Annotated in this window: 21 protein-coding genes and 1 pseudogene; 16 read left to right on the top strand and 6 right to left on the bottom strand. The window is 67.9% G+C overall.

What is annotated here, in order from left to right:
- Window positions 1-3: 3 nt before the first annotated feature.
- The 7 genes from nuoI (at window position 4) to HSX14_RS13095 (ending at window position 6997) form a co-directional block, all read left to right on the top strand.
- Window positions 4-552, top strand: a complete 549-nt coding sequence (gene nuoI / locus HSX14_RS13125; RefSeq protein WP_173174306.1) for an NADH-quinone oxidoreductase subunit NuoI — start codon at window positions 4-6, stop codon at window positions 550-552.
- Window positions 553-562: 10 nt separating this feature from the next.
- Entirely contained in the window at window positions 563-1063 is a 501-nt protein-coding gene (gene nuoJ, locus HSX14_RS13120) for an NADH-quinone oxidoreductase subunit J (RefSeq protein ID WP_173174308.1), read from the top strand.
- A 7-nt stretch (window positions 1064-1070) separates the two neighbouring features.
- Window positions 1071-1379, top strand: a complete 309-nt coding sequence (gene nuoK / locus HSX14_RS13115; RefSeq protein ID WP_031287559.1) for an NADH-quinone oxidoreductase subunit NuoK — start codon at window positions 1071-1073, stop codon at window positions 1377-1379.
- The gene (nuoL, locus tag HSX14_RS13110) at window positions 1376-3223 is read left to right on the top strand and encodes an NADH-quinone oxidoreductase subunit L (protein WP_111262123.1); all 1848 of its coding nucleotides are present in this window, start codon (window positions 1376-1378) and stop codon (window positions 3221-3223) included. Before nuoK ends, nuoL begins: the two co-directional genes overlap by 4 nt.
- A 25-nt stretch (window positions 3224-3248) precedes the next feature.
- A complete protein-coding gene (gene nuoM / locus HSX14_RS13105) occupies window positions 3249-4778 on the top strand; it encodes an NADH-quinone oxidoreductase subunit M (RefSeq protein WP_173174310.1) in 1530 nt (509 codons plus the stop codon).
- A 20-nt stretch (window positions 4779-4798) separates the two neighbouring features.
- Window positions 4799-6274, top strand: a complete 1476-nt coding sequence (nuoN, locus tag HSX14_RS13100) for an NADH-quinone oxidoreductase subunit NuoN (protein ID WP_173174313.1) — start codon at window positions 4799-4801, stop codon at window positions 6272-6274.
- 198 nt (window positions 6275-6472) lie between these two features.
- Entirely contained in the window at window positions 6473-6997 is a 525-nt protein-coding gene (locus HSX14_RS13095; RefSeq protein ID WP_173174315.1) for an alpha-ketoglutarate-dependent dioxygenase AlkB family protein, read from the top strand.
- Between the two features lie 7 nt (window positions 6998-7004).
- On the opposite strand, the gene HSX14_RS13090 is transcribed toward HSX14_RS13095, so the two are convergent.
- From HSX14_RS13090 to HSX14_RS13080, 3 genes are all read right to left on the bottom strand, one after another.
- Window positions 7005-8072, bottom strand: coding sequence for an AI-2E family transporter (locus HSX14_RS13090; RefSeq protein ID WP_173174317.1), 1068 nt, complete (start codon window positions 8070-8072; stop codon window positions 7005-7007).
- A 184-nt stretch (window positions 8073-8256) separates the two neighbouring features.
- Complete coding sequence (locus HSX14_RS13085; protein ID WP_173174319.1) at window positions 8257-9939, bottom strand: methyl-accepting chemotaxis protein; 1683 nt, start codon at window positions 9937-9939, stop codon at window positions 8257-8259.
- 124 nt (window positions 9940-10063) lie between these two features.
- Complete coding sequence (locus HSX14_RS13080) at window positions 10064-11383, bottom strand: Na+/H+ antiporter family protein (RefSeq protein ID WP_173174322.1); 1320 nt, start codon at window positions 11381-11383, stop codon at window positions 10064-10066.
- Between the two features lie 239 nt (window positions 11384-11622).
- On the opposite strand from HSX14_RS13080, the pseudogene HSX14_RS31610 reads away from it, so the two are divergent.
- The 3 genes and pseudogenes from HSX14_RS31610 to HSX14_RS13070 form a co-directional block, all read left to right on the top strand.
- A pseudogene (locus tag HSX14_RS31610) lies at window positions 11623-12861 on the top strand (PDC sensor domain-containing protein); the annotation flags it as partial.
- Window positions 12862-13011: 150 nt separating this feature from the next.
- Window positions 13012-13767, top strand: coding sequence for a methyl-accepting chemotaxis protein (locus HSX14_RS31605; RefSeq protein ID WP_420803758.1), 756 nt, complete (start codon window positions 13012-13014; stop codon window positions 13765-13767).
- A 135-nt stretch (window positions 13768-13902) separates the two neighbouring features.
- A complete protein-coding gene (locus HSX14_RS13070; protein ID WP_173174326.1) occupies window positions 13903-14499 on the top strand; it encodes an NADPH-dependent FMN reductase in 597 nt (198 codons plus the stop codon).
- A 350-nt stretch (window positions 14500-14849) separates the two neighbouring features.
- Here HSX14_RS13070 and HSX14_RS13065 read toward each other — a convergent pair whose 3' ends face one another.
- Both HSX14_RS13065 and HSX14_RS13060 read right to left on the bottom strand, forming a co-directional pair.
- Window positions 14850-15602 (bottom strand): anti-sigma factor family protein, encoded by a 753-nt coding sequence (locus HSX14_RS13065; RefSeq protein WP_173174328.1) that lies wholly within the window; start codon window positions 15600-15602, stop codon window positions 14850-14852.
- The gene (locus tag HSX14_RS13060) at window positions 15599-16108 is read right to left on the bottom strand and encodes a sigma-70 family RNA polymerase sigma factor (protein WP_111262112.1); all 510 of its coding nucleotides are present in this window, start codon (window positions 16106-16108) and stop codon (window positions 15599-15601) included. The genes HSX14_RS13065 and HSX14_RS13060 overlap by 4 nt, the downstream gene beginning before the upstream one ends.
- 135 nt (window positions 16109-16243) lie before the next feature.
- Between HSX14_RS13060 and HSX14_RS13055 the strand changes: the two genes are divergently transcribed.
- The 4 genes from HSX14_RS13055 (at window position 16244) to HSX14_RS13040 (ending at window position 18724) form a co-directional block, all read left to right on the top strand.
- Window positions 16244-17302 carry a catalase family peroxidase gene (locus HSX14_RS13055; RefSeq protein WP_173174330.1) on the top strand — a complete coding sequence of 353 codons (1059 nt, stop codon included), beginning with the start codon at window positions 16244-16246 and terminating at the stop codon, window positions 17300-17302.
- Entirely contained in the window at window positions 17299-17844 is a 546-nt protein-coding gene (locus HSX14_RS13050; RefSeq protein ID WP_173174332.1) for a cytochrome b, read from the top strand. The genes HSX14_RS13055 and HSX14_RS13050 overlap by 4 nt, the downstream gene beginning before the upstream one ends.
- A gap of 88 nt (window positions 17845-17932) precedes the next feature.
- Window positions 17933-18256: a hypothetical protein gene (locus tag HSX14_RS13045; RefSeq protein ID WP_173174335.1), complete on the top strand. Its 324-nt coding sequence runs from the start codon at window positions 17933-17935 to the stop codon at window positions 18254-18256.
- Window positions 18257-18403: 147 nt separating this feature from the next.
- Complete coding sequence (locus tag HSX14_RS13040) at window positions 18404-18724, top strand: DUF5629 family protein (RefSeq protein WP_173174337.1); 321 nt, start codon at window positions 18404-18406, stop codon at window positions 18722-18724.
- A gap of 4 nt (window positions 18725-18728) precedes the next feature.
- Here HSX14_RS13040 and HSX14_RS13035 read toward each other — a convergent pair whose 3' ends face one another.
- A complete protein-coding gene (locus HSX14_RS13035; protein WP_173174339.1) occupies window positions 18729-19319 on the bottom strand; it encodes a helix-turn-helix domain-containing protein in 591 nt (196 codons plus the stop codon).
- Window positions 19320-19384: 65 nt separating this feature from the next.
- Between HSX14_RS13035 and rhtA the strand changes: the two genes are divergently transcribed.
- Window positions 19385-20272 carry a threonine/homoserine exporter RhtA gene (gene rhtA / locus HSX14_RS13030; protein WP_173174341.1) on the top strand — a complete coding sequence of 296 codons (888 nt, stop codon included), beginning with the start codon at window positions 19385-19387 and terminating at the stop codon, window positions 20270-20272.
- Window positions 20273-20350: 78 nt separating this feature from the next.
- Window positions 20351-21292 (top strand): serine O-acetyltransferase EpsC, encoded by a 942-nt coding sequence (epsC, locus tag HSX14_RS13025; protein WP_173174343.1) that lies wholly within the window; start codon window positions 20351-20353, stop codon window positions 21290-21292.
- The last annotated feature ends 37 nt before the right edge of the window (window positions 21293-21329 follow it).

Below are 21329 nucleotides of genomic sequence, written 5' to 3'. Positions count from 1 at the left end.
ACCATGATCAAGTACATCTACGACGTGGTGGTCGGCACCTTCACCCAGCTGCGCAGCCTGGTGATGGTGTTCTCCCACGGTTTCCGCAAGCGTGACACCCTGCAGTACCCCGAAGAGCCCGTGTACCTGCCGCCGCGCTATCGCGGCCGCATCGTGCTGACCCGCGACCCCGACGGCGAAGAGCGCTGCGTGGCCTGCAACCTGTGCGCCGTGGCCTGCCCGGTCGGTTGCATCTCGCTGCAGAAGGCCGAGACCGACGACGGTCGCTGGTACCCCGAGTTCTTCCGCATCAACTTCTCCCGCTGCATCTTCTGCGGCCTGTGCGAGGAAGCCTGCCCCACCACCGCGATCCAGCTGACCCCGGATTTCGAGATGGGTGAATACAAGCGCCAGGACCTGGTCTACGAGAAGGAAGACCTGCTGATCTCGGGCCCCGGCAAGAATCCGGACTACAACTTCTATCGCGTGGCCGGCATGGCCATCGCCGGCAAGCCGAAAGGCGCCGCGCAGAACGAAGCCGAGCCGATCAACGTGAAGAGCCTGCTGCCCTAAGGAGACGTGCGTGGAATTCGCTTTCTATTTCGCTGCAGGCGTCGCGGTCGTGTCCACCCTGCGGGTGGTCACCAACACCAACCCGGTGCATGCGCTGCTCTACCTCATCATTTCCCTGCTGGCCGTCTCGATGTGCTTCTTCGCCCTCGGCGCCCCTTTCGCCGGCGCCCTGGAGATCATCGTCTACGCCGGCGCCATCATGGTGCTGTTCGTCTTCGTGGTGATGATGCTCAACCTCGGCCCGGCCATCGTCGAGCAGGAACGCAAGTGGTTGAAGCCCGGCATCTGGGTCGGCCCTTCGGTGCTGTCCCTGGCCCTGCTCGCCGAGCTGCTCTACGTGCTGTTCAGCCAGAGCAGCGGCGCCACCATCGGCCAGACCACGGTAGACGCCAAGGCAGTGGGCATTAGCCTCTTCGGGCCCTACCTGCTGGCCGTCGAACTCGCCTCCATGCTGCTCCTGGCAGCCCTGGTCGCGGCCTACCACCTCGGCCGCCACGAAGCGAAGGAGTAACGCCATGCTGCAAGCAATCCCCCTGGAACATGGCCTCGCCGTCGCCGGCATGCTGTTCGGCCTCGGGCTGGTCGGCCTGATGGTGCGCCGCAACATCCTCTTCGTACTGATGAGCCTGGAAGTGATGATGAACGCCGCCGCCCTGGCCTTCGTCGTCGCCGGTGCCCGCTGGGCGCAGGCAGACGGCCAGATCATGTTCATTCTGGTGATCACCCTCGCAGCCGCCGAGGCCAGCATCGGCCTGGCGATCCTGCTGCAGCTGTATCGCCGCTTCCACACCCTCGATATCGACGCTGCCAGCGAGATGCGCGGATGAACCTTCTATTCCTGACCTTCCTCTTCCCGCTGCTCGGCTGGCTGATCCTGTCGTTCTCCCGCGGGCGCTTCTCCGAAAACACCTCCGCCGTCATCGGCGTGGGCTCCGTAGGCCTCTCCGCACTGACCGCGGCCTGGATCATCTTCCAGTTCAACGTCGCACCGCCGGAAGGCGGTGTCTACACCCAGGTGCTCTGGCAGTGGATGAACGTCGACGGCTTCGCCCCGAGCTTCACCCTGTACCTGGACGGCCTGTCGCTGACCATGCTGGGCGTGGTCACCGGCGTCGGCTTCCTGATCCACCTGTTCGCCTCCTGGTACATGCGCGGTGAAGAAGGCTATTCGCGCTTCTTCTCCTACACCAACCTGTTCATCACCAGCATGCTGTTCCTGGTGCTCGGCGATAACCTGCTGTTCCTGTACTTCGGCTGGGAAGGCGTGGGCCTCTGCTCCTACCTGCTGATCGGCTTCTATTACAGCAACCCGAACAACGGCAACGCCGCGCTCAAGGCCTTCATCGTCACCCGCATCGGCGACGTGTTCATGGCCATCGGCCTGTTCCTGCTGTTCATGCACCTGGGCACCCTGAACATCCAGGAGCTGATGGTGCTGGCCCCGCAGAAATACGTCGCCGGCGACGCCTGGCTGTGGATCGCCACCCTGATGCTGCTCGGCGGCGCCGTGGGCAAGTCCGCCCAGCTGCCGCTGCAGACCTGGCTGGCCGACGCGATGGCGGGCCCGACCCCGGTTTCCGCCCTGATCCACGCGGCCACCATGGTCACCGCGGGCGTCTACCTGATCGCCCGTACCCACGGCCTGTTCCTGCTGACCCCCGAGATCCTCGAACTGGTCGGCATCGTCGGTGGCGTCACCCTGGTGCTGGCCGGCTTCGCCGCGCTGGTGCAGACCGACATCAAGCGCATCCTCGCCTACTCCACCATGAGCCAGATCGGCTACATGTTCCTCGCCCTGGGCGTGGGTGCATGGGACGCGGCGATCTTCCACCTGATGACCCACGCCTTCTTCAAGGCCCTGCTGTTCCTCGCTTCCGGTGCGGTGATCAACGCCTGCCACCACGAGCAGAACATCTTCAAGATGGGCGGCCTGTGGAAGAAGCTGCCGCTGGCCTACGCCAGCTTCATCGTCGGCGGCGCGGCCCTCGCGGCCCTGCCCCTGGTCACCGCCGGCTTCTACTCCAAGGACGAGATCCTCTGGGAAGCCTTCGCCAGCGGCCACCAGTGGCTGCTCTACGCGGGTCTGGCCGGTGCCTTCCTGACCTCGATCTACACCTTCCGCCTGATCTTCATCGCCTTCCATGGCGAGGCCAAGACCGAGGCCCATGCCGGCCACGGCGTGGCCCACTGGCTGCCGCTGTCGGTGCTGATCGTACTGTCCACCTTCGTCGGTGCGCTGATCACCCCGCCGCTGCACGGCGTGCTGCCGCAGAGTGTCGGCCATGCCGGCGGCGAAGCGCAGCACAGCCTGGAGATCGCCTCGGGCGCCATCGCCCTGGCGGGCATCCTCCTGGCCGCCCTGCTCTTCCTCGGCAAGCGTCGCTTCATCAGCGCCGTCGCCCAGAGCGCGCCGGGCCGCTTCCTCGGTGCCTGGTGGTACGCCGCCTGGGGCTTCGACTGGGTCTACGACAAGCTGTTCGTCAAACCGTACCTGCTGATCACCCGCCTGCTCGGTCACGACCCGATCGACTCCGGCATCGGCCTGATCCCACGCATCGTGCGGGGCGGCAACGGCCTGCTGAGCAGCAGCCAGACCGGCCAGTTGCGCTGGTACGCAGTATCCCTGGTCGGCGGAGCCGTGCTCGTGCTCGGCGCCGTGTTGCTGACTTGAATCTTCTTAAGGAATTGAGCCCGTCATGATTCTGCCCTGGCTAATCCTGATCCCCTTCATCGGCGGCCTGCTGTGCTGGCAAGGTGAGCGCTTCGGCAACACCCTGCCGCGCTGGATCGCGCTGCTGACCATGTCCCTGCTGTTCGGCCTCGGCCTCTGGCTGTGGGCCACCGGCGACTTCACCCTGGCGCCCTCCCCCGAGGCCGGCCCGGTGTGGGCGCACGAGTTCAAGGTCCAGTGGATCGAGCGTTTCGGCATCACCATCCACCTCGCGATGGATGGCCTGTCGGTCCTGATGGTCACCCTCACCGGCCTGCTCGGCGTGCTGTCCGTGCTCTGCTCCTGGAACGAGATCCAGAACCGCGTCGGCTTCTTCCACCTGAACCTGATGTGGATCCTCGGCGGCGTCGTCGGCGTGTTCCTCGCCGTCGACCTGTTCCTGTTCTTCTTCTTCTGGGAAATGATGCTGGTGCCGATGTACTTCCTCATCGCGCTCTGGGGTCACAGCGGCAGCAAGGGCAAGACCCGCATCACCGCCGCCACCAAGTTCTTCATCTTCACCCAGGCCAGCGGCCTGGTGATGCTGGTGGCCATCCTCAGCCTGGTGTTGATCAACTACAACAACACCGGCGTGATGACCTTCAACTACGCCGACCTGCTCAAGGTCCAGCTCACCCCGACCGCCGAATACCTGCTGATGCTCGGCTTCTTCATCGCCTTCGCGGTGAAGTTCCCGGTGGTGCCGTTCCACTCCTGGCTGCCGGACGCCCACGCCCAGGCCCCGACCGCCGGCTCCGTCGACCTGGCCGGCATCCTGCTGAAGACCGCCGCCTACGGCCTGATGCGCTTCGCCCTGCCGCTGTTCCCCCATGCATCGGCCGAGTTCGCGCCCATCGCCCACTGGCTCGGCGTGTTCGCCATCATCTACGGCGCCCTGCTCTCCTTCGCGCAGACCGACATCAAGCGCCTGGTGGCCTTCTCCAGCGTCTCCCACATGGGCTTCGTGCTGATCGCCATCTACTCCGGCAGCCAGATCGCCCTGCAGGGCGCGGTGGTGCAGATGATGGCCCACGGCCTTTCCGCCGCGGCGCTGTTCATCCTCTGCGGCCAGCTCTACGAGCGCCTGCACACCCGTGACATGCGCGAGATGGGCGGCATCTGGGGCCGCATGCCCTACCTGCCGGCCATCAGCCTGTTCTTCGCCGCAGCGGCCCTCGGCCTGCCCGGCACCGGCAACTTCGTCGGCGAGTTCCTGATCCTGGTCGGCTCCTTCCAGAAGGCCGCCTGGGTCACCGTCATCGCCGCCACCGGCCTGGTGTTCGGCTCGGTCTACTCGCTGATCATGATTCACCGCGCCTACTTCGGCCCGGCCAAGTCCGACACCCCGCTGCTGGGCCTCAAGCCCCGCGAGCTGACCATGGTGCTCGGCCTCGCCGCCCTGCTGATCCTCCTGGGCGTCTACCCGCAACCGGTGCTGGACACTTCCGCCGCTAGCATGCACGGCGTGCATCAGTGGCTGGACGCAGCCTTCACCCAACTCGCCTCGGCCCGGTAGCTGTTATGGAACATCACGCTGTGGAATTCACGACTCAACACCTGATCGCCCTGCTGCCGCTGCTCGTCGCCTGTGCCACGGTCGTCGTAGTGATGCTGGCGATCGCCTGGAAGCGCAACCACACCCTGACCTTCGGGCTCTCGGTGATCGGCCTCAACCTGGCGCTGCTGTCGATCATCCCGGCCCTGGGCGTCACGCCCATCGAGGTCACCCCGCTCCTGAAGATCGACACCTTCGGCTGCTACTACATGGGCCTGGTGCTGGCATCGACCCTCGCCTGCGTAACCCTGATCCACGCCTACCTGGGCGGCAACACCGGCCAGGGCTACCCGGGCAACCGCGAGGAGATGTACCTGCTGATCCTGCTGTCCGCCTGCGGCGGCCTGGTGCTGGTCACCGCGCAGCACATGGCCGGCCTGTTCATCGGCCTGGAGCTGCTCTCGGTGCCGGTCTACGGCATGGTGGCGTACGCCTTCTTCAACAAGCGCTCGCTGGAAGCCGGCATCAAGTACATGGTGCTCTCGGCCGCCGGTTCCGCCTTCCTGCTGTTCGGCATGGCCCTGCTCTACGCCGACGCCGGCACCCTGAGCTTCGCCGGTATCGGTGCGAGGTTCTCCACCGAAGGCGCACCGAACATGCTGGTGCACCTCGGCATCGGCATGATGCTGATCGGCCTGGCGTTCAAGCTCTCCCTGGTGCCCTTCCACCTGTGGACCCCGGACGTGTACGAAGGCGCCCCGGCACCGGTATCGGCCTTCCTGGCCACCGCCAGCAAGGTCGCCGTGTTCGCCGTGCTGCTGCGCCTGTACCAGATCTCCCCTGCCACCGCCGGCGGCTGGCTGAACGACCTGCTGGGCGCCATCGCCATCGCCTCGATCCTGTTCGGCAACCTGCTCGCGCTGGTGCAGAACAACATCAAGCGCCTGCTGGGCTACTCCTCCATCGCCCACTTCGGCTACCTGCTGATCGCCCTGATCGCCAGCAAGGGCATGGCCGTGGAAGCCATCGGCGTCTACCTGGCCACCTATGTGCTGACCAGCCTCGGCGCCTTCGGCGTGGTGACCCTGATGTCCACCCCGTACAACGGCCGCGACTGCGACGCCCTGTACGAGTACCGCGGCCTGTTCTGGCGCCGTCCGTACCTGACCGCCGTACTCACCGTGATGATGCTGTCGCTCGCCGGCATCCCGCTCACCGCGGGCTTCATCGGCAAGTTCTTCGTCATCGCCGCCGGTGTCGAGTCGGGCCTGTGGCTGCTGCTGGGCGTGATGGTCCTGGGCAGCGCCATCGGCGTCTTCTACTACCTCCGGGTGATGGTCACCCTGTTCCTGGTGGAGCCCAACCTGCGCCGCCACGACGCCGACCTGCACTGGGCGCAACGCGCCGGCGGCATCATGCTGCTGTTCGTCGCCCTGCTGGCGTTCTTCCTCGGCGTCTACCCGCAGCCGCTGCTGGACCTGGTCCAGCACTCCGGCCTGGTGGCACTCGCCCACTGAAGCCAGTCGCTGCAATGAAAGAACCCGGCCTTGGCCGGGTTTTTTCTTGCCTGGAAAACGGGAAGCTCACCCGCGGCGCGAACACCCCGGCGACGCCTCCGCCCTGCCCTCCCCCACCCCGGCCCGACCATGGCCGCGCGACGATACAGAGCCTCCGTCCCCAGCATACAATCGCTCCTTCAGCAAGGATGCCGCGCCATGCACGACACGCCAGACCTTTCGTTCGACCCCTGCTTCCTCGACGCCCCCGACGAGCTCTTCCAGCACCTGGTGGCCAGCGTCGAGTGGGACACGCGCATGCGTGCCCGCCGCACCGCCAGCTTTGGCGTCGCCTACAACTATTCGCAGATCGATTACCCCGCCACCTCGCTGCCGGACGCCCTCCAGGCCCTGTGCGAACGGCTGCACCGACGGCTGGGCTTTCTGCCCAACAACTGCCTGCTCAACCTCTACGAGGACGGCCAGTCCTCGATGGGCTTCCATTCCGACGACTGCTCCGAACTGGCTGCCGATACCGGCGTCGCCATCCTCTCGCTCGGCAGCGCCCGGCCGATTCACTTCCGCAGCAAGGCGGACCGCCAGCGGGAAGTCACCTGGGAGCTGTCGCCGGGCTCGCTGCTGTATATGGACCAGGCCGTCCAGGCCCACTGGCTGCACGCCATTCCCCGGGTTGCGTCGGCCGGGCCGCGCATCAGCCTGACCTTCCGCCGCATCCTGCGCTGAGCGAGGTTCAGGGCAGCTTCACCTGGCGCCGGGTGCTGGTGAACAGGTCCCAGCTGGACATGAACAGCGCGGCGATTAGCGGGCCGATGACGAAGCCGTTGAGGCCGAACAGCGACAACCCGCCCAGGGTGGAGAGCAGCACCAGGTAGTCCGGCATGCGCGTGTCCTTGCCCACCAGGATGGGGCGCAGCACGTTGTCCACCATGCCGATCACCAGCACCCCGAACACCGCCAGCACCACGCCCTGCCAGGTACTGCCCGAAAGCAGCAGGTAGGCCGCCACCGGTGCCCAGATGATCCCCGACCCCACCGCCGGCAACAGCGAGAGAAACGCCATGATCACGCCCCAGAGCAGCGCGCTGGGGATGTCCAGCACCCAGAAGATCAGCCCGCCCAGGGCGCCCTGCAGCGCGGCCACCACCACGTTGCCCTTCACCGTGGCACGGACCACGCGGGTGAACTTGATCTGCAAGCGGCGCTTGTGGTTGTCCCCCAGGGGCACCGCCGTGCGGATGCCACGGACGATGTCCAGGCCGTCCCGCAGGAAGAAGAACAGCAGGTAGAGCATGAGGAAGAAGCCGATCACCACCTGGAAGGTGTCCTGGCCGATGGAGAACGCCTGGGTGGCGATGAACTGACTGCCCTGCATGGCGCCGCTGACGATGCGGTCGCGCAAGCCGTCGAAGTCGTTGAGGCCGAAGCGGTCGAGCTGGTGCTGGAGGGATTCGGGCAGCACCTCGCGAACCCGCGCGACATAGGAGCCGACGTCCAGCTCGCCGGAATCCAGCCGCTGGTAGAGATCGGCCCCCTGCTGCACCAGCAGGGCGGCGATGAGGAATACCGGCAGGATCGCCACCAGCAGGCAGACGCCCAGGGAAATCAGCGCCGACAGGTTGCCGCGCCCGCCCATCCTCAGGGCCAGCCGTCGTTGCAGGGGGCTGAACACCACCGCCAGCACCACCGCCCAGAACACCGCGCCGTAGAACGGCAGGAGAATCCAGCCGAAGGCCAGGGTCACCAGGACCAGCAGCAGGATCAGCGAACGGATTTCGAGGGGGTAGCGGGATTCGGACATGGAGCGGACGCCGTCAGGTGGGGTTCCTGATTAGTCCGCCGCGAAGCGGGCAAAGTGCGAAGACTTTGTGGATGCGTGGCGAATGGGGGCGCGGCCTCCGGTGGATCCCCGCGTTCGCGGGGATGACGGGGAACGGGCCTTCCCCCACGTCACTCCCGCGAACGCGGGAGCCCACTGAAAGAAATCAGATGCGGAACTGGCGCACCAGGGCCCCCAGGCGCTCACCGAGGGCCGCCAGGCTGCGGGCGGTCTGGGCGCCCTGCTGGGTTTCGTCGGCGACGCTGTCAACGGCGACGGCGATCTGGTGCACGCTGCGGTTGATCTCCTCGGCCACGGCGGTCTGCTCCTCGGCGGCGCTGGCGATCTGGGCGTTCATCGCATTGATGGTGCCGATCAACTGGGCGATGGCGTCCAGCGAGGAGCCGGCCTGGTTGGCCTGCTCGCTGGTGATCTCGCCGGCATCGCTGGAACGGCGCATGGACGTCACCGCCTCCTGGGTGCCCTGTTGCAGGCGATCGATCATGCCCTGGATTTCCTGGGTGCTCTGCTGGGTGCGGCTGGCCAGAGCACGCACCTCGTCGGCGACCACGGCGAAGCCACGGCCCGCCTCGCCGGCCCGGGCCGCCTCGATGGCGGCGTTGAGCGCCAGCAGGTTGGTCTGCTCGGCGATGGAGCGGATCACCCCCAGCACGCTGACGATCGACTGCACGTCCTGCTGCAGGCTGTCCAGGGACGCACCGCTCTCGCGGATATCACCCACCAGCGCGTGGATGCGGGTGATGCTGCCATCCACCACCTTCTTCGCCGCCTGGCCTTCCTGATCGGTCTGCTGGGCGGCCTCGGCGGCCCCCTGGGCGCTCTTGGCCACTTCGTGGGCGGCGGCGGACATCTCGTTGATCGCCGTGGCCACCTGGTCGGTCTCGTGGCGCTGGCGCTCCATGGCCTGCTCGGAGCGGTGGGCCTGGGCGGATACCTCGCCCACCAGGCTGGTGAGCTGGCCGGTCATGTCGACGATCTGGCGCACCAGGCCGTGGATCTTCTCGACGAAGCGGTTGAACGACCCCGCCAGTTCGCCCAGCTCGTCATGGCTGTCGGCCGGCAGGCGGCGCGTCAGGTCGCCTTCACCTGCGGCGATGTCGTCCAGGTTGGCCTTGATCTGCTGCAGGGGACGCAGGAAGGTGTTGCTCAGCGCGGTGCCGATGATGCCGAACACCACCAGCAGGATCGCGGCGATCACCGCGATGCTGGTGAGGATGGTGCTGATGCGCGCGTCGATCGCCTCCTGCACCACGGCCACCTGGGCCTCCACGCCATCGAGGTTCACCGCGGTGCCGAGCGCCATGTCCCACTTGGGCAGGTAGTAGGTGTAGCCGAGCTTGGGCACCTGCACGCTCTCGTTGCCCGGCAGGGGCGAGCTGTAGAACACGTAGTGGCTGTCGTCCTTGGCGACCCGGACCAGCTCGTCGTTGACAGGCACGCCGTTGACGTCCTTGCGGCCCGAGAAGCTCTTGCCCACGTCCACCGGGCTGTCGCCGCGGAACAGGCGGATCACCTGCGAATCGTAGGCGAAGAAGTAGCTGTCCTTGCCGTACTTGATCTTCTTGAGGATCTCGATGGCCTGGTCCCGGGCAGCCATGTCGTTGGCCGGGGACGCGTCATAGAGGGTCTGGACCGAGCCCAGGGCGATCTGCATGTAGTGCTGCAGTTCCTGGCGGCTCTCCTGGATCAGCCGTTCGCGGGTCTCCTTCACCTCGCCTTCCGCCAGGTTGAGCAGCACCTTGGCGGCGGCGCCACTGAGCACGAGGGCGAAGAGGATCACCGGCGCGAGCGCCAGCAGCAGGACCTTGGATTTGAGTGTCAGGCGCATATTTCCATTCCTTGAAGGGAGGCAGGCCGGGAAAACGAGGCGGGATCGACCGCTTATCGGCAGCCCCGTGAATAGCTGTAGCACCCAGCCGGCACCGAGGTGCGGCCGGGTGGCAGGGGGGCTATCAGAGAAGCATGGCCGCCGCCCAGCCGAATGCCAGTAGCGGCAGGTTGTAATGCAGGAAAGTGGGCACGACCGTGTCCCAGATATGGTCGTGCTGGCCGTCGACATTGAGGCCGGCGGTCGGGCCCAGGGTCGAGTCTGAGGCCGGCGAGCCGGCGTCCCCCAGGGCCCCGGCGGTGCCGACGATGGAAACGATGGCCAGCGGGCTGAAGCCAAGCTGCATGCCCAGCGGCACGAAGATCGCCGCGATGATCGGCACCGTCGAGAAGGACGAGCCGATGCCCATGGTCACCAGCAGGCCCACCAGCAGCATCAGCAACGCGCCCAGGGCTCGGCTGTTGCCGATCAATACGGCGGACGCCTCCACCAGGCTGGTCACCTGGCCGGTGGCGCGCATCACTTCGGCGAAACCGGCGGCGGCGATCATGATGAAGCCGATCATGGCCATCATCTTCATGCCCTGGGTGAACAGGTCGTCGACCTCGTTCCAGCGCACCACGCCCGACAGCGAGAACACCAGGAAGCCCACCAGCGCACCGACGATCATCGAGTCCAGCCACAGTTGCACCACGAAGGCGACGACGATGGCCACGCCCGCCACCGCCAGGCTGCGCCGGTCGTACTTCGCCTCCACCTGCTCGGCGCGGGCGATCAGCGTCAGGTCGTAGGTGCGCTTGCGGCGGTAGCTGACGAACACCGCCAGCAACAGGCCGGCCACCATGCCCAGCGCCGGTATCAACATCGCCTCGGTGACATTCACACCGGTAACGTCGACGCCACTTTTCGCCACGTTGGCCAGCAGGATCTCGTTGAGGAAGATGTTGCCGAACCCCACCGGCAGGAACATGTAAGGGGTAACCAGGCCGAAGGTGATCACGCAGGCCACCAGGCGCCGGTCGATCTGCAGGCGCGTCAGCACATACAGCAGCGGCGGCACCAGCAGCGGGATGAAGGCGATGTGGATCGGCAGGATGTTCTGCGAGGAGATGGCCACGCCCAGCAACAGGGCGACGAGGACCCATTTCAGCGCAGCGCCGCCCGCCTCCCCGCCACGCTCGACCCGGCCGACGATGCTGTCGGCGAGCGCGTGGGCCAGCCCGGAACGGGCGATGGCCACGGCGAAAGCCCCCAGCAGTGCATAGGACAGGGCGACGGTCGCGCCACCGCCGAGCCCCTTGTTGAAGGCATCCAGCGTGCCCTGCACGCCCAGGCCGCCGAGCAGGCCGCCCGCCAGCGCGCCGATCACCAGGGCCATCACCACGTGCACCCGGCACAGGCTCAGCACCAGCATGATGGCGACAGCTAAAATCACCGCATTCATCCGCTTTTCTCCCGCCTTGCGGTGTCCCGCAAAAAAAGCCGCGTACTCTGCCCAATGAGCGGGCGGGTGTCAAAAGAAACGCCGTGCGAAATACTGGACGCCCTGTGCATAATATTTGCATCCAAATTCGCCGCTCCCATGCATTCCGTATGGAGCCGCATCGCCATGGCAGGCGCATCAAGTTTTTCCCTGCCGCGCCGATAGCGGCTTGCAGTCCGACGAGATAGAAGGAAAGCCCCATGCCGTTCAGTCGCCTGTCCATCCAGTGGAAGATCACCCTGCTCGCCGGCCTTTGCCTGCTGGCCATCGTGACCCTCCTGGTCGGTGCCTCGCTCTACCAGTCCAAACGCAGCGCCGAGCTGGTGAAGTCCGCCAGTTCGCAGATGCTCGACCAGAGCGCACGCCAGCGCATGCAGGCCCGTGGCGAGCTGCAGGCCCTGCGCATCCAGCGCTACTTCATGGACACCTACCAGTACGGCAAGGGCTTCTCGCGCCAGGTGCTGTTCCTCAAGGACCAGGCCGAGAAGCGCTTCCTCGACGCCTTCGACCTGCGCGAGGACATGACCCGCCAGGTGAAGACCAGCCTGGAGGCCAACCCCAACCTGCTCGGCCTCTACCTGGTGTTCGAGCCCAACGCCCTGGACGGCAAGGACGAACTGTTCATCGACCAGGCCGAGCTGGGCAGCAACGACAAGGGGCGTTTCTCGCTCTACTGGTCACAGGCCACCCCCGGCAAGCTGGAGTCAGAATCCATGACCGAGGAGCTGCTCGGCGACAGCAGCCCCATGGCCAGCGGCATGCCCTACAACACCTGGTACACCTGCCCGCTGAAGACCCGCGACTCCTGCGTGCTGGAGCCCTACTACGACGATGTCGGCGGCAAGAAGGTGCTGATGACCAGCATCGCCTTCCCCCTGGAGCTGAACGGCAAGGTGATCGGCGTCATGGGCCTGGACATCAGCCTGGACAGCCTCCAGCAGCTGAGCATCGATGGCAGCAAGGACCTCTACGACGGCCAGGGCCAGGTCAGCATCATCAGCCCCACCGGGCTGCTCGCCGGCCACAGCCGCGACGCCTCGCAGCTCAGCCTCAAGCTGGACAAGGCCTTCGGCACCGACGCCAGCGAGATCGCCTCGGTGGTCACGGCCGGCAAATCCGCCGAAATCGACCACGATGGCGTCCTGCGCGTCATCCAGCCGTTCAAGCCGATCCCCACCAGCGCCGCCTGGAGCGTGCTGCTGGAAGTGCCGGACAAGGTCCTGCTGGGCCCGGCCCTGAAGCTCGAGGCCCAACTCGATGAGCAGAGCGCCTCCAGCAGCCTGGTGGCCACCCTGATCGGCCTCGCCGCCGCCGTCGTCGGCCTGCTGCTGGTTTGGCTCACCGCCCTGGGCGTGACCCGGCCCATCCTCGGGGTGGCCGCCATGCTGAAGAACATCGCCAGCGGCGAAGGCGACCTCACCCGCCGCCTGGACTACGCGCGCCAGGACGAGTTGGGCGAACTGGCCGGCTGGTTCAACCGCTTCCTCGACAAGCTGCAGCCGATCATCGCCGACGTGAAGCGCTCGGTGCAGGACGCCCGCAGCACCGCCGACCAGTCCGCCGCCATCGCCAGCCAGACCAGCGCCGGCATGCAGCAGCAGTACCGCGAGGTGGACCAGGTCGCCACCGCCTCCCACGAGATGAGCGCCACCGCCCAGGACGTCGCCCGCAGCGCCGCCCAGGCCGCCGAAGCCGCGCGCGGCGCCGACCATGCCACCCGCGACGGCCTGGGCGTGATCGGCAAGACCACCAGCGCCATCGAGCAACTGGCCAGCGAGATGAGCGCCGCCATGGAGGAGGTCCAGGGCCTGGCCAGCAGCAGCGAACAGATCGGCTCGGTACTGGAGGTGATCCGCGCCATCGCCGAGCAGACCAACCTGCTGGCGCTCAACGCCGCCATCGAGGCGGCACGCGCCGGTGAGGCCGGGCGCGGTTTCGCCGTGGTCGCCGACGAGGTGCGCAACCTCGCCAAGCGCACCCAGGACTCGGTGGAGGAAATCCGCCAGGTGATCGAAGGCCTGCAGAACGGCACCCGCGAAGTGGTCGGCTCCATGCACAGCAGCCACCGCCAGGCCCAGGGCAGCGTCGAGCAGGTCGAGCACGCGGTCGCCGCCTTGCACCGCATCGGCGACGCGGTGGCGGTGATCACCGACATGAACCTGCAGATCGCCAGCGCCGCGGAGGAGCAGAGCGCGGTGGCCGAGGAGATCAACCGCAACGTCGCCGCCATCCGCGACGTCACCGAATCCCTCTCCGGCCAGGCCCAGGAATCCGCCCAGGTCAGCCAGGCGCTCAACCGCCTGGCCAACCACCAGCAGGGGCTGATGGACCAGTTCCGCGTCTGATTCGAACCCGTGGACGCCCGCGCCAGGGCGTCCACTGCACCCTGACACCATTTGCCCGCCCGACTGACGCGCCGGTGCTTGTCCGCCGTTTCGCCGCCAGCTAGCCTGCGTCATCCCCCAGCAAGGAAACCCGAGATGCTCAACTACGCCATAGTCGCCGGCTCCAGCCGTGCCAACAGCCAGTCCGGCAAGGTCGCCCGCTTCATTCGCCAGCGCCTGGTGGAACTGCAACTGGCCAGCGAAGCCCACACCAGCGTCATCGACCTGGGCGCCCAGCCGCTGCCCCTGTGGCCGGCCGACGACACGGGCCCCTGGTCCGAATTCCAGCAGCAGCTCAAGGCCGCCGACGCGGTGATCGTCATCGCCCCCGAGTGGAACGGCATGGCCTGCCCGGCGATCAAGAACTTCTTCATCTATGCCAGCAAGGCGGAACTGGCCCACAAGCCGGGCCTGCTGGTGGGCGTGTCCTCCGGCATCGGCGGCGGCTACCCGATCAGCGAGCTGCGCGCCTCCAGCTACAAGAACTGCCGCCTCTGCTACCTGCCCGAGCACCTGATCGTGCGCGGCGTGGAGAAGGTGCTCAACGGTGCCGAAGTGGCCGGTGAAGACGACCAGCGCATCCGTGCACGCATGGACTACGACCTGGACATCCTGGCCAAGTACGCCAGCGCGCTGAAGCCCGTCCGCGAAACCATCGACCTGAGCATCCCGGCCTTCGCCAACGGCATGTAAATGCCCCGCCCCGTGCCACTCGGCGCGGGGCTCCCCCGCATCCACGTCGCCCACGCGCCCGCAGGTGGACGACGCTTCATCCGTCCACCATTCGCGCTCCCAGACAGCACCACTGTGCAACCACGAGCCCCCCGCGCTACGAAACCGTAGGAGCGAGCTCTGCTCGCGAAGCTGTGGCTGGACTCTGTGGGAGCGAATTCATTCGCGATGAAGTGCCTGGCCACTCGCAGCCCTGTACCGGCGGTGGGTCTTTCGCGGCTGAAGCCGCTCCTACAGATAGCACTCGGAGCGGGGCCGAGCATCGCCGCGTTGGGCCTCGCTGCGCTCGGCGCCAACCTACGGTTGGCCCCTTACAACGAGAACGCCCGCTGCACCACCTCGCGGCGCGGATCATCGTTGGGCGCGACCAGTGCGTAGTTGTAGCCATCGCGCGACCAGTAGCGCGCTTCCAGCTCGCCATCACGGCGGCTGCCGGCGGGCATCTCGGCGTAGAGCGAACCGGGCGAGCGCAGGTACAGGCTGATGCGCTGCCCGCCCACGTCCTCGAACAGCAGGATGGCCGCGGCGCCCTGCTCGTTGGTCAGCAGGCGTCCGCCCACGGGGTGGAAACCGTAGGGCGCGAGGTCGGGGATGCGCGAGGCATGGCTGAAGCGCTGGTCCAGCCAGGCCTGCAACTGCCCCGGATCACGGGCGGCGACGTCGACCACGCCGGCCTGCCCGGTGGCGAACAGGCGATGGGCCTCCAGGGCGTCCTGCATCGGCGGGTTCTCCGCCAGCAGCGTGCGGTCACGGGCCTGCCAGCCGCCCAGGCCGCCGAAGCCCAGGGCCAGCACCAGCGCGGCGGCCGTGGCCAGGCGCTGGCGCCGACGCGCACGCAGGGAGCGACGGATCGCCAGCGGGTCCAGCGCCGGGTTGGCCGGGCGCGCTTCCAGGTTGGCGAGGCCGGCCCGCAGTTGCTGGGCATCCCGGCGCCAGGCCTCCACGCGGGCACACGCCTCGGGGTCGCTCGCCAGCCAGGCTTCCACCCAGGCCCGCTGGCCTGCGTCCAGTTGGCCGTCCAGGTAGGCGTGCAGGTCGTTCTCACTGGGTTCCAGGCGATTCATTTGAGTATCCGTAGCGGGGGGTTGGCGATTTCGCCCTCGGCCAGCTCGCGCAGGGCCTTGCGCGCCCGGGACAGGCGGGACATCACGGTGCCGATGGGTACGTCCAGGGCCACGGCGGCCTCCTTGTAGCTCAGGCCCTCGACGCTCACCAGCACCAGCAGCGCGCGCTGCTCGGCGGGCAGCCGGGCGAAGGCTTCCAGGGTGGATTGCGCCATCACCAGCTCCTCGGTGGAGGGGGCTTCGGCCGGCGCCGCGCCGAAGAACTCGAGGATCCGCGCATAGCGCCGGGCACGCCGCTGGCCGTCGAGGAACTTGCGGTAAAGGATCGCGAACAGCCAGGCGCGCAGGCTGCCGTCGGTACGCGGCCCGGCACGGCCGTCCAGGGCGCGCTCCAGGGTCGCCTGCACCAGGTCGTCGGCGCTGGCGGGGTTGCGCGTCAGCCACAGGGCGAAGCGGCGCAGGCGCTGCAGCAGCTCGCGGAGTTCGTCGTCATCGATGTCGTGCATGGGTGGCGCGGCTCGTCGTGGATCGGGTGCGAGGAAGACGCCCGGGAAACGACTTTATTCCAGGTGCAGGGAATAAATCTCCATCCCGTTCGTCCCACGGGCTCGACGACCTGATCGCTCACCCTGGAGCCACCGATGAGCCACCCCCCGCTTTCCCCCTCCCAGACCCTGGGCCGCCTGGCGCTGATAGGCCTCGGCCTGGCCACGCTGGCCGGCACCTTCGCCTACGTCGCCGGCTGGGTCGGCCCGCAGCGCCTGACCCCGCAACGCATCATCGACACCTTCGAGGCCAACGCCGGCAGCTACCCCGGCTACCGCAAGAACCACGCGAAGGGCCTCTGCGTCAGCGGCCACTTCGCCAGCAACGGCGCGGCCGCCGGGCTGTCCCGCGCCGAGGTGTTCGCCCCGGGCGAAGTGCCGGTGGTCGGCCGCCTGGCCATCGGCGGCAGCAACCCCTACGCGCCCGATGCCAGCGTGCCGGTGCGCAGCCTGGCGCTGCAGCTGCGCACGGCCAGCGGCCAGGAATGGCGCACCGGCATGAACACGCCACCGGTGCTGCCCGTCTCCGGCATCGAAGGCTTCTTCGAGCAGGTGCTGGCCTCCAAACCCGACCCGGCCACCGGCAAGCCGGACCCGGCGCGCCTGCAGGCCTTCTTCGCCGCCCACCCGGAAAGCGCCGCCTTCCGCCAGTGGGCCAAGGACAACAGGGCCTCCAACAGCTTCGCCAATGCCACCTACAACAGCATCAACGCCTTCCGCCTGGTGGACGGCGACGGCAATGGTCGCTACGTGCGCTGGGCCATGGAGCCGGAGACGCCCTACCAGCCGCTGGCCGGCGAGGCGGACGACAAGGACTTCCTCGCCCACGACCTGTTCCAGCGGCTGCAACAGGGGCCGCTGCGCTGGCACCTGGTGCTGACCCTGGCCGAGGCTGGCGACCCCAGCGATGACCCGTCCCGCCCCTGGCCCGCCTCGCGCCAGCGCATCGACGCCGGCACCCTGGTGATCGACCGGGCGCAGGCCGAGGACCAGGGCGCCTGCCGCGACCTCAACTTCGACCCACTGATCCTCCCCGACGGCATCGAGCCCTCGGCCGACCCGATCCTCGCCGCCCGCTCGGCGGCCTACGCCGTGTCCTTCAACCGCCGCACCCGTGAAGGTGCGCCCACCGCCCCCGCAGGAGCCCACCCATGAACCGCCACGCCTCGGGCTTCAGCCCCCTCGCCCGCCTGCTGCACTGGTCCATGGCGCTGCTCATCCTCGCCATGCTGTTCATCGGTGCCGGCATGGTGATCACCCTGTCCACCCGTCACACCTGGCTGGTGGAGCTGCACAAGCCGCTGGGCCTCGTACTGCTGATGCTGGTGCTGCTGCGCATCGCGGTACGCCTGCGTCGGCCACCGCCTGCGCTGCCTGCCGACCTCCCGGGCTGGCAGCGCGGGCTCGCCCACCTCTCGCACCTGCTGCTCTACACGCTGATGCTGGCGATGCCGCTGGTGGGCTGGGCGATGCTGTCCGCCGGCGGCTACCCGGTGGTGGTGCTCGGCTGGCTGCAGCTGCCGGCGATCGCGCCCCATGACGCCGCGCTCTACGCCGTGCTGCGCCAGGCCCACCACTGGCTCGGCTACCTGCTGTTCGCCACGGTGCTGCTGCACCTGGGGGCGGCGCTCTTCCATGGCCTGATCCGCCGCGACGGCGTGCTCGCCAGCATGGCGACCGGCAGCGCGAAACGCTGACGGCAGGCACCCGGCGCATGGCCGGGCCGGCAAACGAACGGCCATGCGCGCGGTCTACGCAGCTGGACCCACTCGATGGAGAACGCCCTTGAAGACTCACCGCTGCCTACTCGTCACCCTGCTGCTCTGCGCCGCCGGCGCCCAAGCCTCCACCCCCGAGGCCTGGCAGGAGCAGGACAGGCGCATGCTCGCCGCCTGTACCCAGCTCAGCGGCCTCAAGGAGGTGAAGGCCGCCGGCAAGCCGGTGCTCTTCGACGATCGCCTCGGGCTCACCGCCCTGGTGCTCAGCGGCCGCTACCCCCAGGCCCACATGAAAAACCGCGCGGGCCGCGAGCTGTGCCTGTACCAGCGCAATACCGGCAAGGCCTACCTCAGCGAAGCCGACAGCCTGATCGAACCCCGCAAGCCCTGATCGAAAGAGCGCTGGCTGCTCATCGGCCAGACCGCCAACACAGCACGGGGCAAGGACGCGGCGCCCGAAGCGCTGCGGGGCCACTGAGGTCGCACGGGGGCCGGCGCTGCACTATCATCGCCGGCCATTCACCCCGGAGCCCCGCCCATGAACAACGAAATCACACTCCTCAACCGCCTCGCCAACAGCGACATGCTGGAGATCGATGGCCTGCACGCCTGGCAGTTCGAGCTGGACGCCGGTGCCCTGCGGGTCGAATGCGTCGATGGCCGTACCCAGCGCCGCTGGCAGTTCAGCGCGGAGCAGGTTCTGGCGGCGCGGTTCGACGGGGACAAGGGCGCATGGACGATCCATGACGATCAGGGCCCGCACAGCCTGGTGTGCATGGAAGCCTTCAGCGGCAGCAACGACGACGATGACGACGAGCCGGACGAGGCCGCCAACGACGACGGCATCGACCGGGGCTGAGGCTTCAGCTCACCACGTTGCGGATGTAACGCACCGGGACTTCGCCACGGTTGGCGTAGCCATAGGGCTGGCTGCTGGCGAAGACATGGAAGTCCCCCGCGCCGACGCGCACCTCGCCGCCTGGCAGCTCCAGGGTCAGCTCGCCCTCGGTGACATAGACCATCTCCCGCCAGCCTTCGGCGTCGGCCTCCGACACATAGCGTTCCCCCGGCTCCAGCGACCAGGCCCAGAGCTCGACCTCGCGTCGCGCCGGGGCGCTGGCCAGCAGGGTGGCGCGGCTGCGGGGGTCGCGGCCGACCCAGGCGACCGCCTCAATGCGCGAGCGGTCGGGCCGGCTCGGCGCCTGCACGAGGTCGGGGAAGAGCACGCCCAGTGCCTCGGCGATGCGGTCCAGGGTGGCCAGGCTGACGTTCACATCGCCGCCCTCGATGCCGACGATCATCCGCCGGCTCACCCCCGAGGCGGTGGCCAGGGCGTCCTGGCTGAGGCCGAGTTCCTTGCGCAGCCGGCGCACATTGCCGGAGACGTGTTCGAGTACGTTGGGTCGGTCCATGGTGCTGGGCAATATATTGCTCAAAGGGTGAGTTTTGCGCATTATGTTGCACATAACCAACCAGAACAAGCGTCACCTCCTCGCCACTGCCTGATCCGGACCCTTCCATGAATTCCCGCACCCTCACCTCGACGCTGCTTCCCGTCGGCATCCTGCTGGTCGCCATGACCTCGGTACAAAGCGGCGCCTCCCTGGCCAAGTCGCTCTTCCCCGTCATCGGTGCCCAGGGCACCACCAGCCTGCGCCTGATCTTCGCCGCCCTCTTCCTGCTGCTGGTGCTGCGCCCCTGGCGCACCCGCATCAACACCGGCGCCCTGGGCAGCGTCCTGGCCTACGGCTCGGCGCTGGGCTTCATGAACCTGCTGTTCTACATGTCGCTGCAAACGGTGCCGCTGGGCATCGCCGTGGCGCTGGAGTTCACCGGCCCGCTGGCGGTGGCGATCCTGTCCTCCCGACGCCTGCTGGACTTCGTGTGGATCGCCCTGGCCGTGGCCGGCCTGGCGCTGCTGCTGCCCATCGGCGAAGGCGCCGCCGGCATCGACCCGCTGGGCGCCGCCTATGCGCTGGGCGCCGGGGTCTGCTGGGGGCTCTACATCATCTTCGGCCAGCGCGCCGGGGCCGAACACGGCATGCAGAGCGCCTGCCTGGGCGTGATGGTGGCCGCCTTCGTCGCCGCGCCCTTCGGCATGGTGCACGCCGGCACGGACCTGCTGAACCTCGCCCTGATCCCCACCGCGCTCGGCGTGGCGCTGCTCTCGACCGCCATCCCCTACACCCTGGAGATGTACGCCCTGACCCGCATGCCGGCGCGCACCTTCGGCACGCTGATGAGCATCGAGCCGGCCCTGGGCGCCCTCTCCGGCCTGCTGTTCCTCGGCGAGCGCCTGTCCCTGCTGCAATGGCTGGCCATCGGCGCCATCATCCTCGCCTCCATCGGCACCACCGCCAGCATGAAGAGCCGCCAGGAAGCCGAAGGGCTGATCCCCGCCGACTGATCCGCTGCGAATCTTCTTGCCGAGAAGCGCCCTCCTGCGCAAGGCTATCGCCAGCCTTGCGCACCAACAGGATCAACCATGAACAAGTTCACTCCCGGCCCCAGCGGCTGCCCCCCGGTCAGCTGGCAGCTGGACCAGATCGTCTCCGAACTGCGCGCCGCCCGCGCCGAGTGGCGCAACCGCCATGGCCGCACCCAGGACCGTGGCGGTCGCGAACTGCCGTCGCGCGTCGCGGTCGGCCAGATCATCGAAGCCATCAGTGGCGCCCTCTTCCCCATGCGCCTCGGCCCCACCGACCTGCGCGAGGAGAGCGAAGACTTCTACGTCGGCCACACCCTGGACACGGCGCTCAACGCGCTGGTGATCGAAGTGCGCCGCGAGCTCGGCTACGCCGCCCGCAACGGCAGCGCCGATGATGGCGACAGCGAGTGCCAGGCGATCCGCGTGGTGAAAGGCTTCGCCGCCGCGCTGCCGCAACTGCGCGTGCTGCTGGACACCGACGTGCTGGCCGCCTACCAGGGCGACCCCGCCGCGCGCAGCGTCGACGAGGTACTGCTGTGCTACCCGGGCGTGCATGCGGTGATCCACCACCGCCTGGCGCACTACTTCTACAGCAACGGCCTGCCGCTGCTGGCGCGCATCATCGCGGAGATCGCCCACTCGGCCACCGGCATCGACATCCACCCCGGCGCCACCATCGGCAAGAGCTTCTTCATCGACCACGGCACGGGCGTGGTGATCGGCGAGACGGCGATCATCGGCGAGCGGGTGCGCATCTACCAGGCGGTGACCCTGGGCGCCAAGCGCTTCCCCTCGGACGAGTCGGGCAACCTGCAGAAGGGCCAGCCGCGCCACCCGATAGTCGAGGACGACGTGGTGATCTACGCCGGCGCGACCATCCTCGGGCGCATCACCATCGGCAAGGGCTCGGTCATCGGCGGCAACGTCTGGCTGACCCGCAGCGTGCCGGCGGACAGCAACATCACCCAGGCCACCCTGCAGAACGATTGCGGCGCCTGAGACGCCCTGCCCGGCCAGCAAAGAACCCCGCGCAAGC

It is taken from the genome of Pseudomonas tohonis (genome assembly GCF_012767755.2).
GTDB lineage: Bacteria > Pseudomonadota > Gammaproteobacteria > Pseudomonadales > Pseudomonadaceae > Metapseudomonas > Metapseudomonas tohonis.
This window is presented reverse-complemented; position numbering and strand designations above follow the sequence as displayed.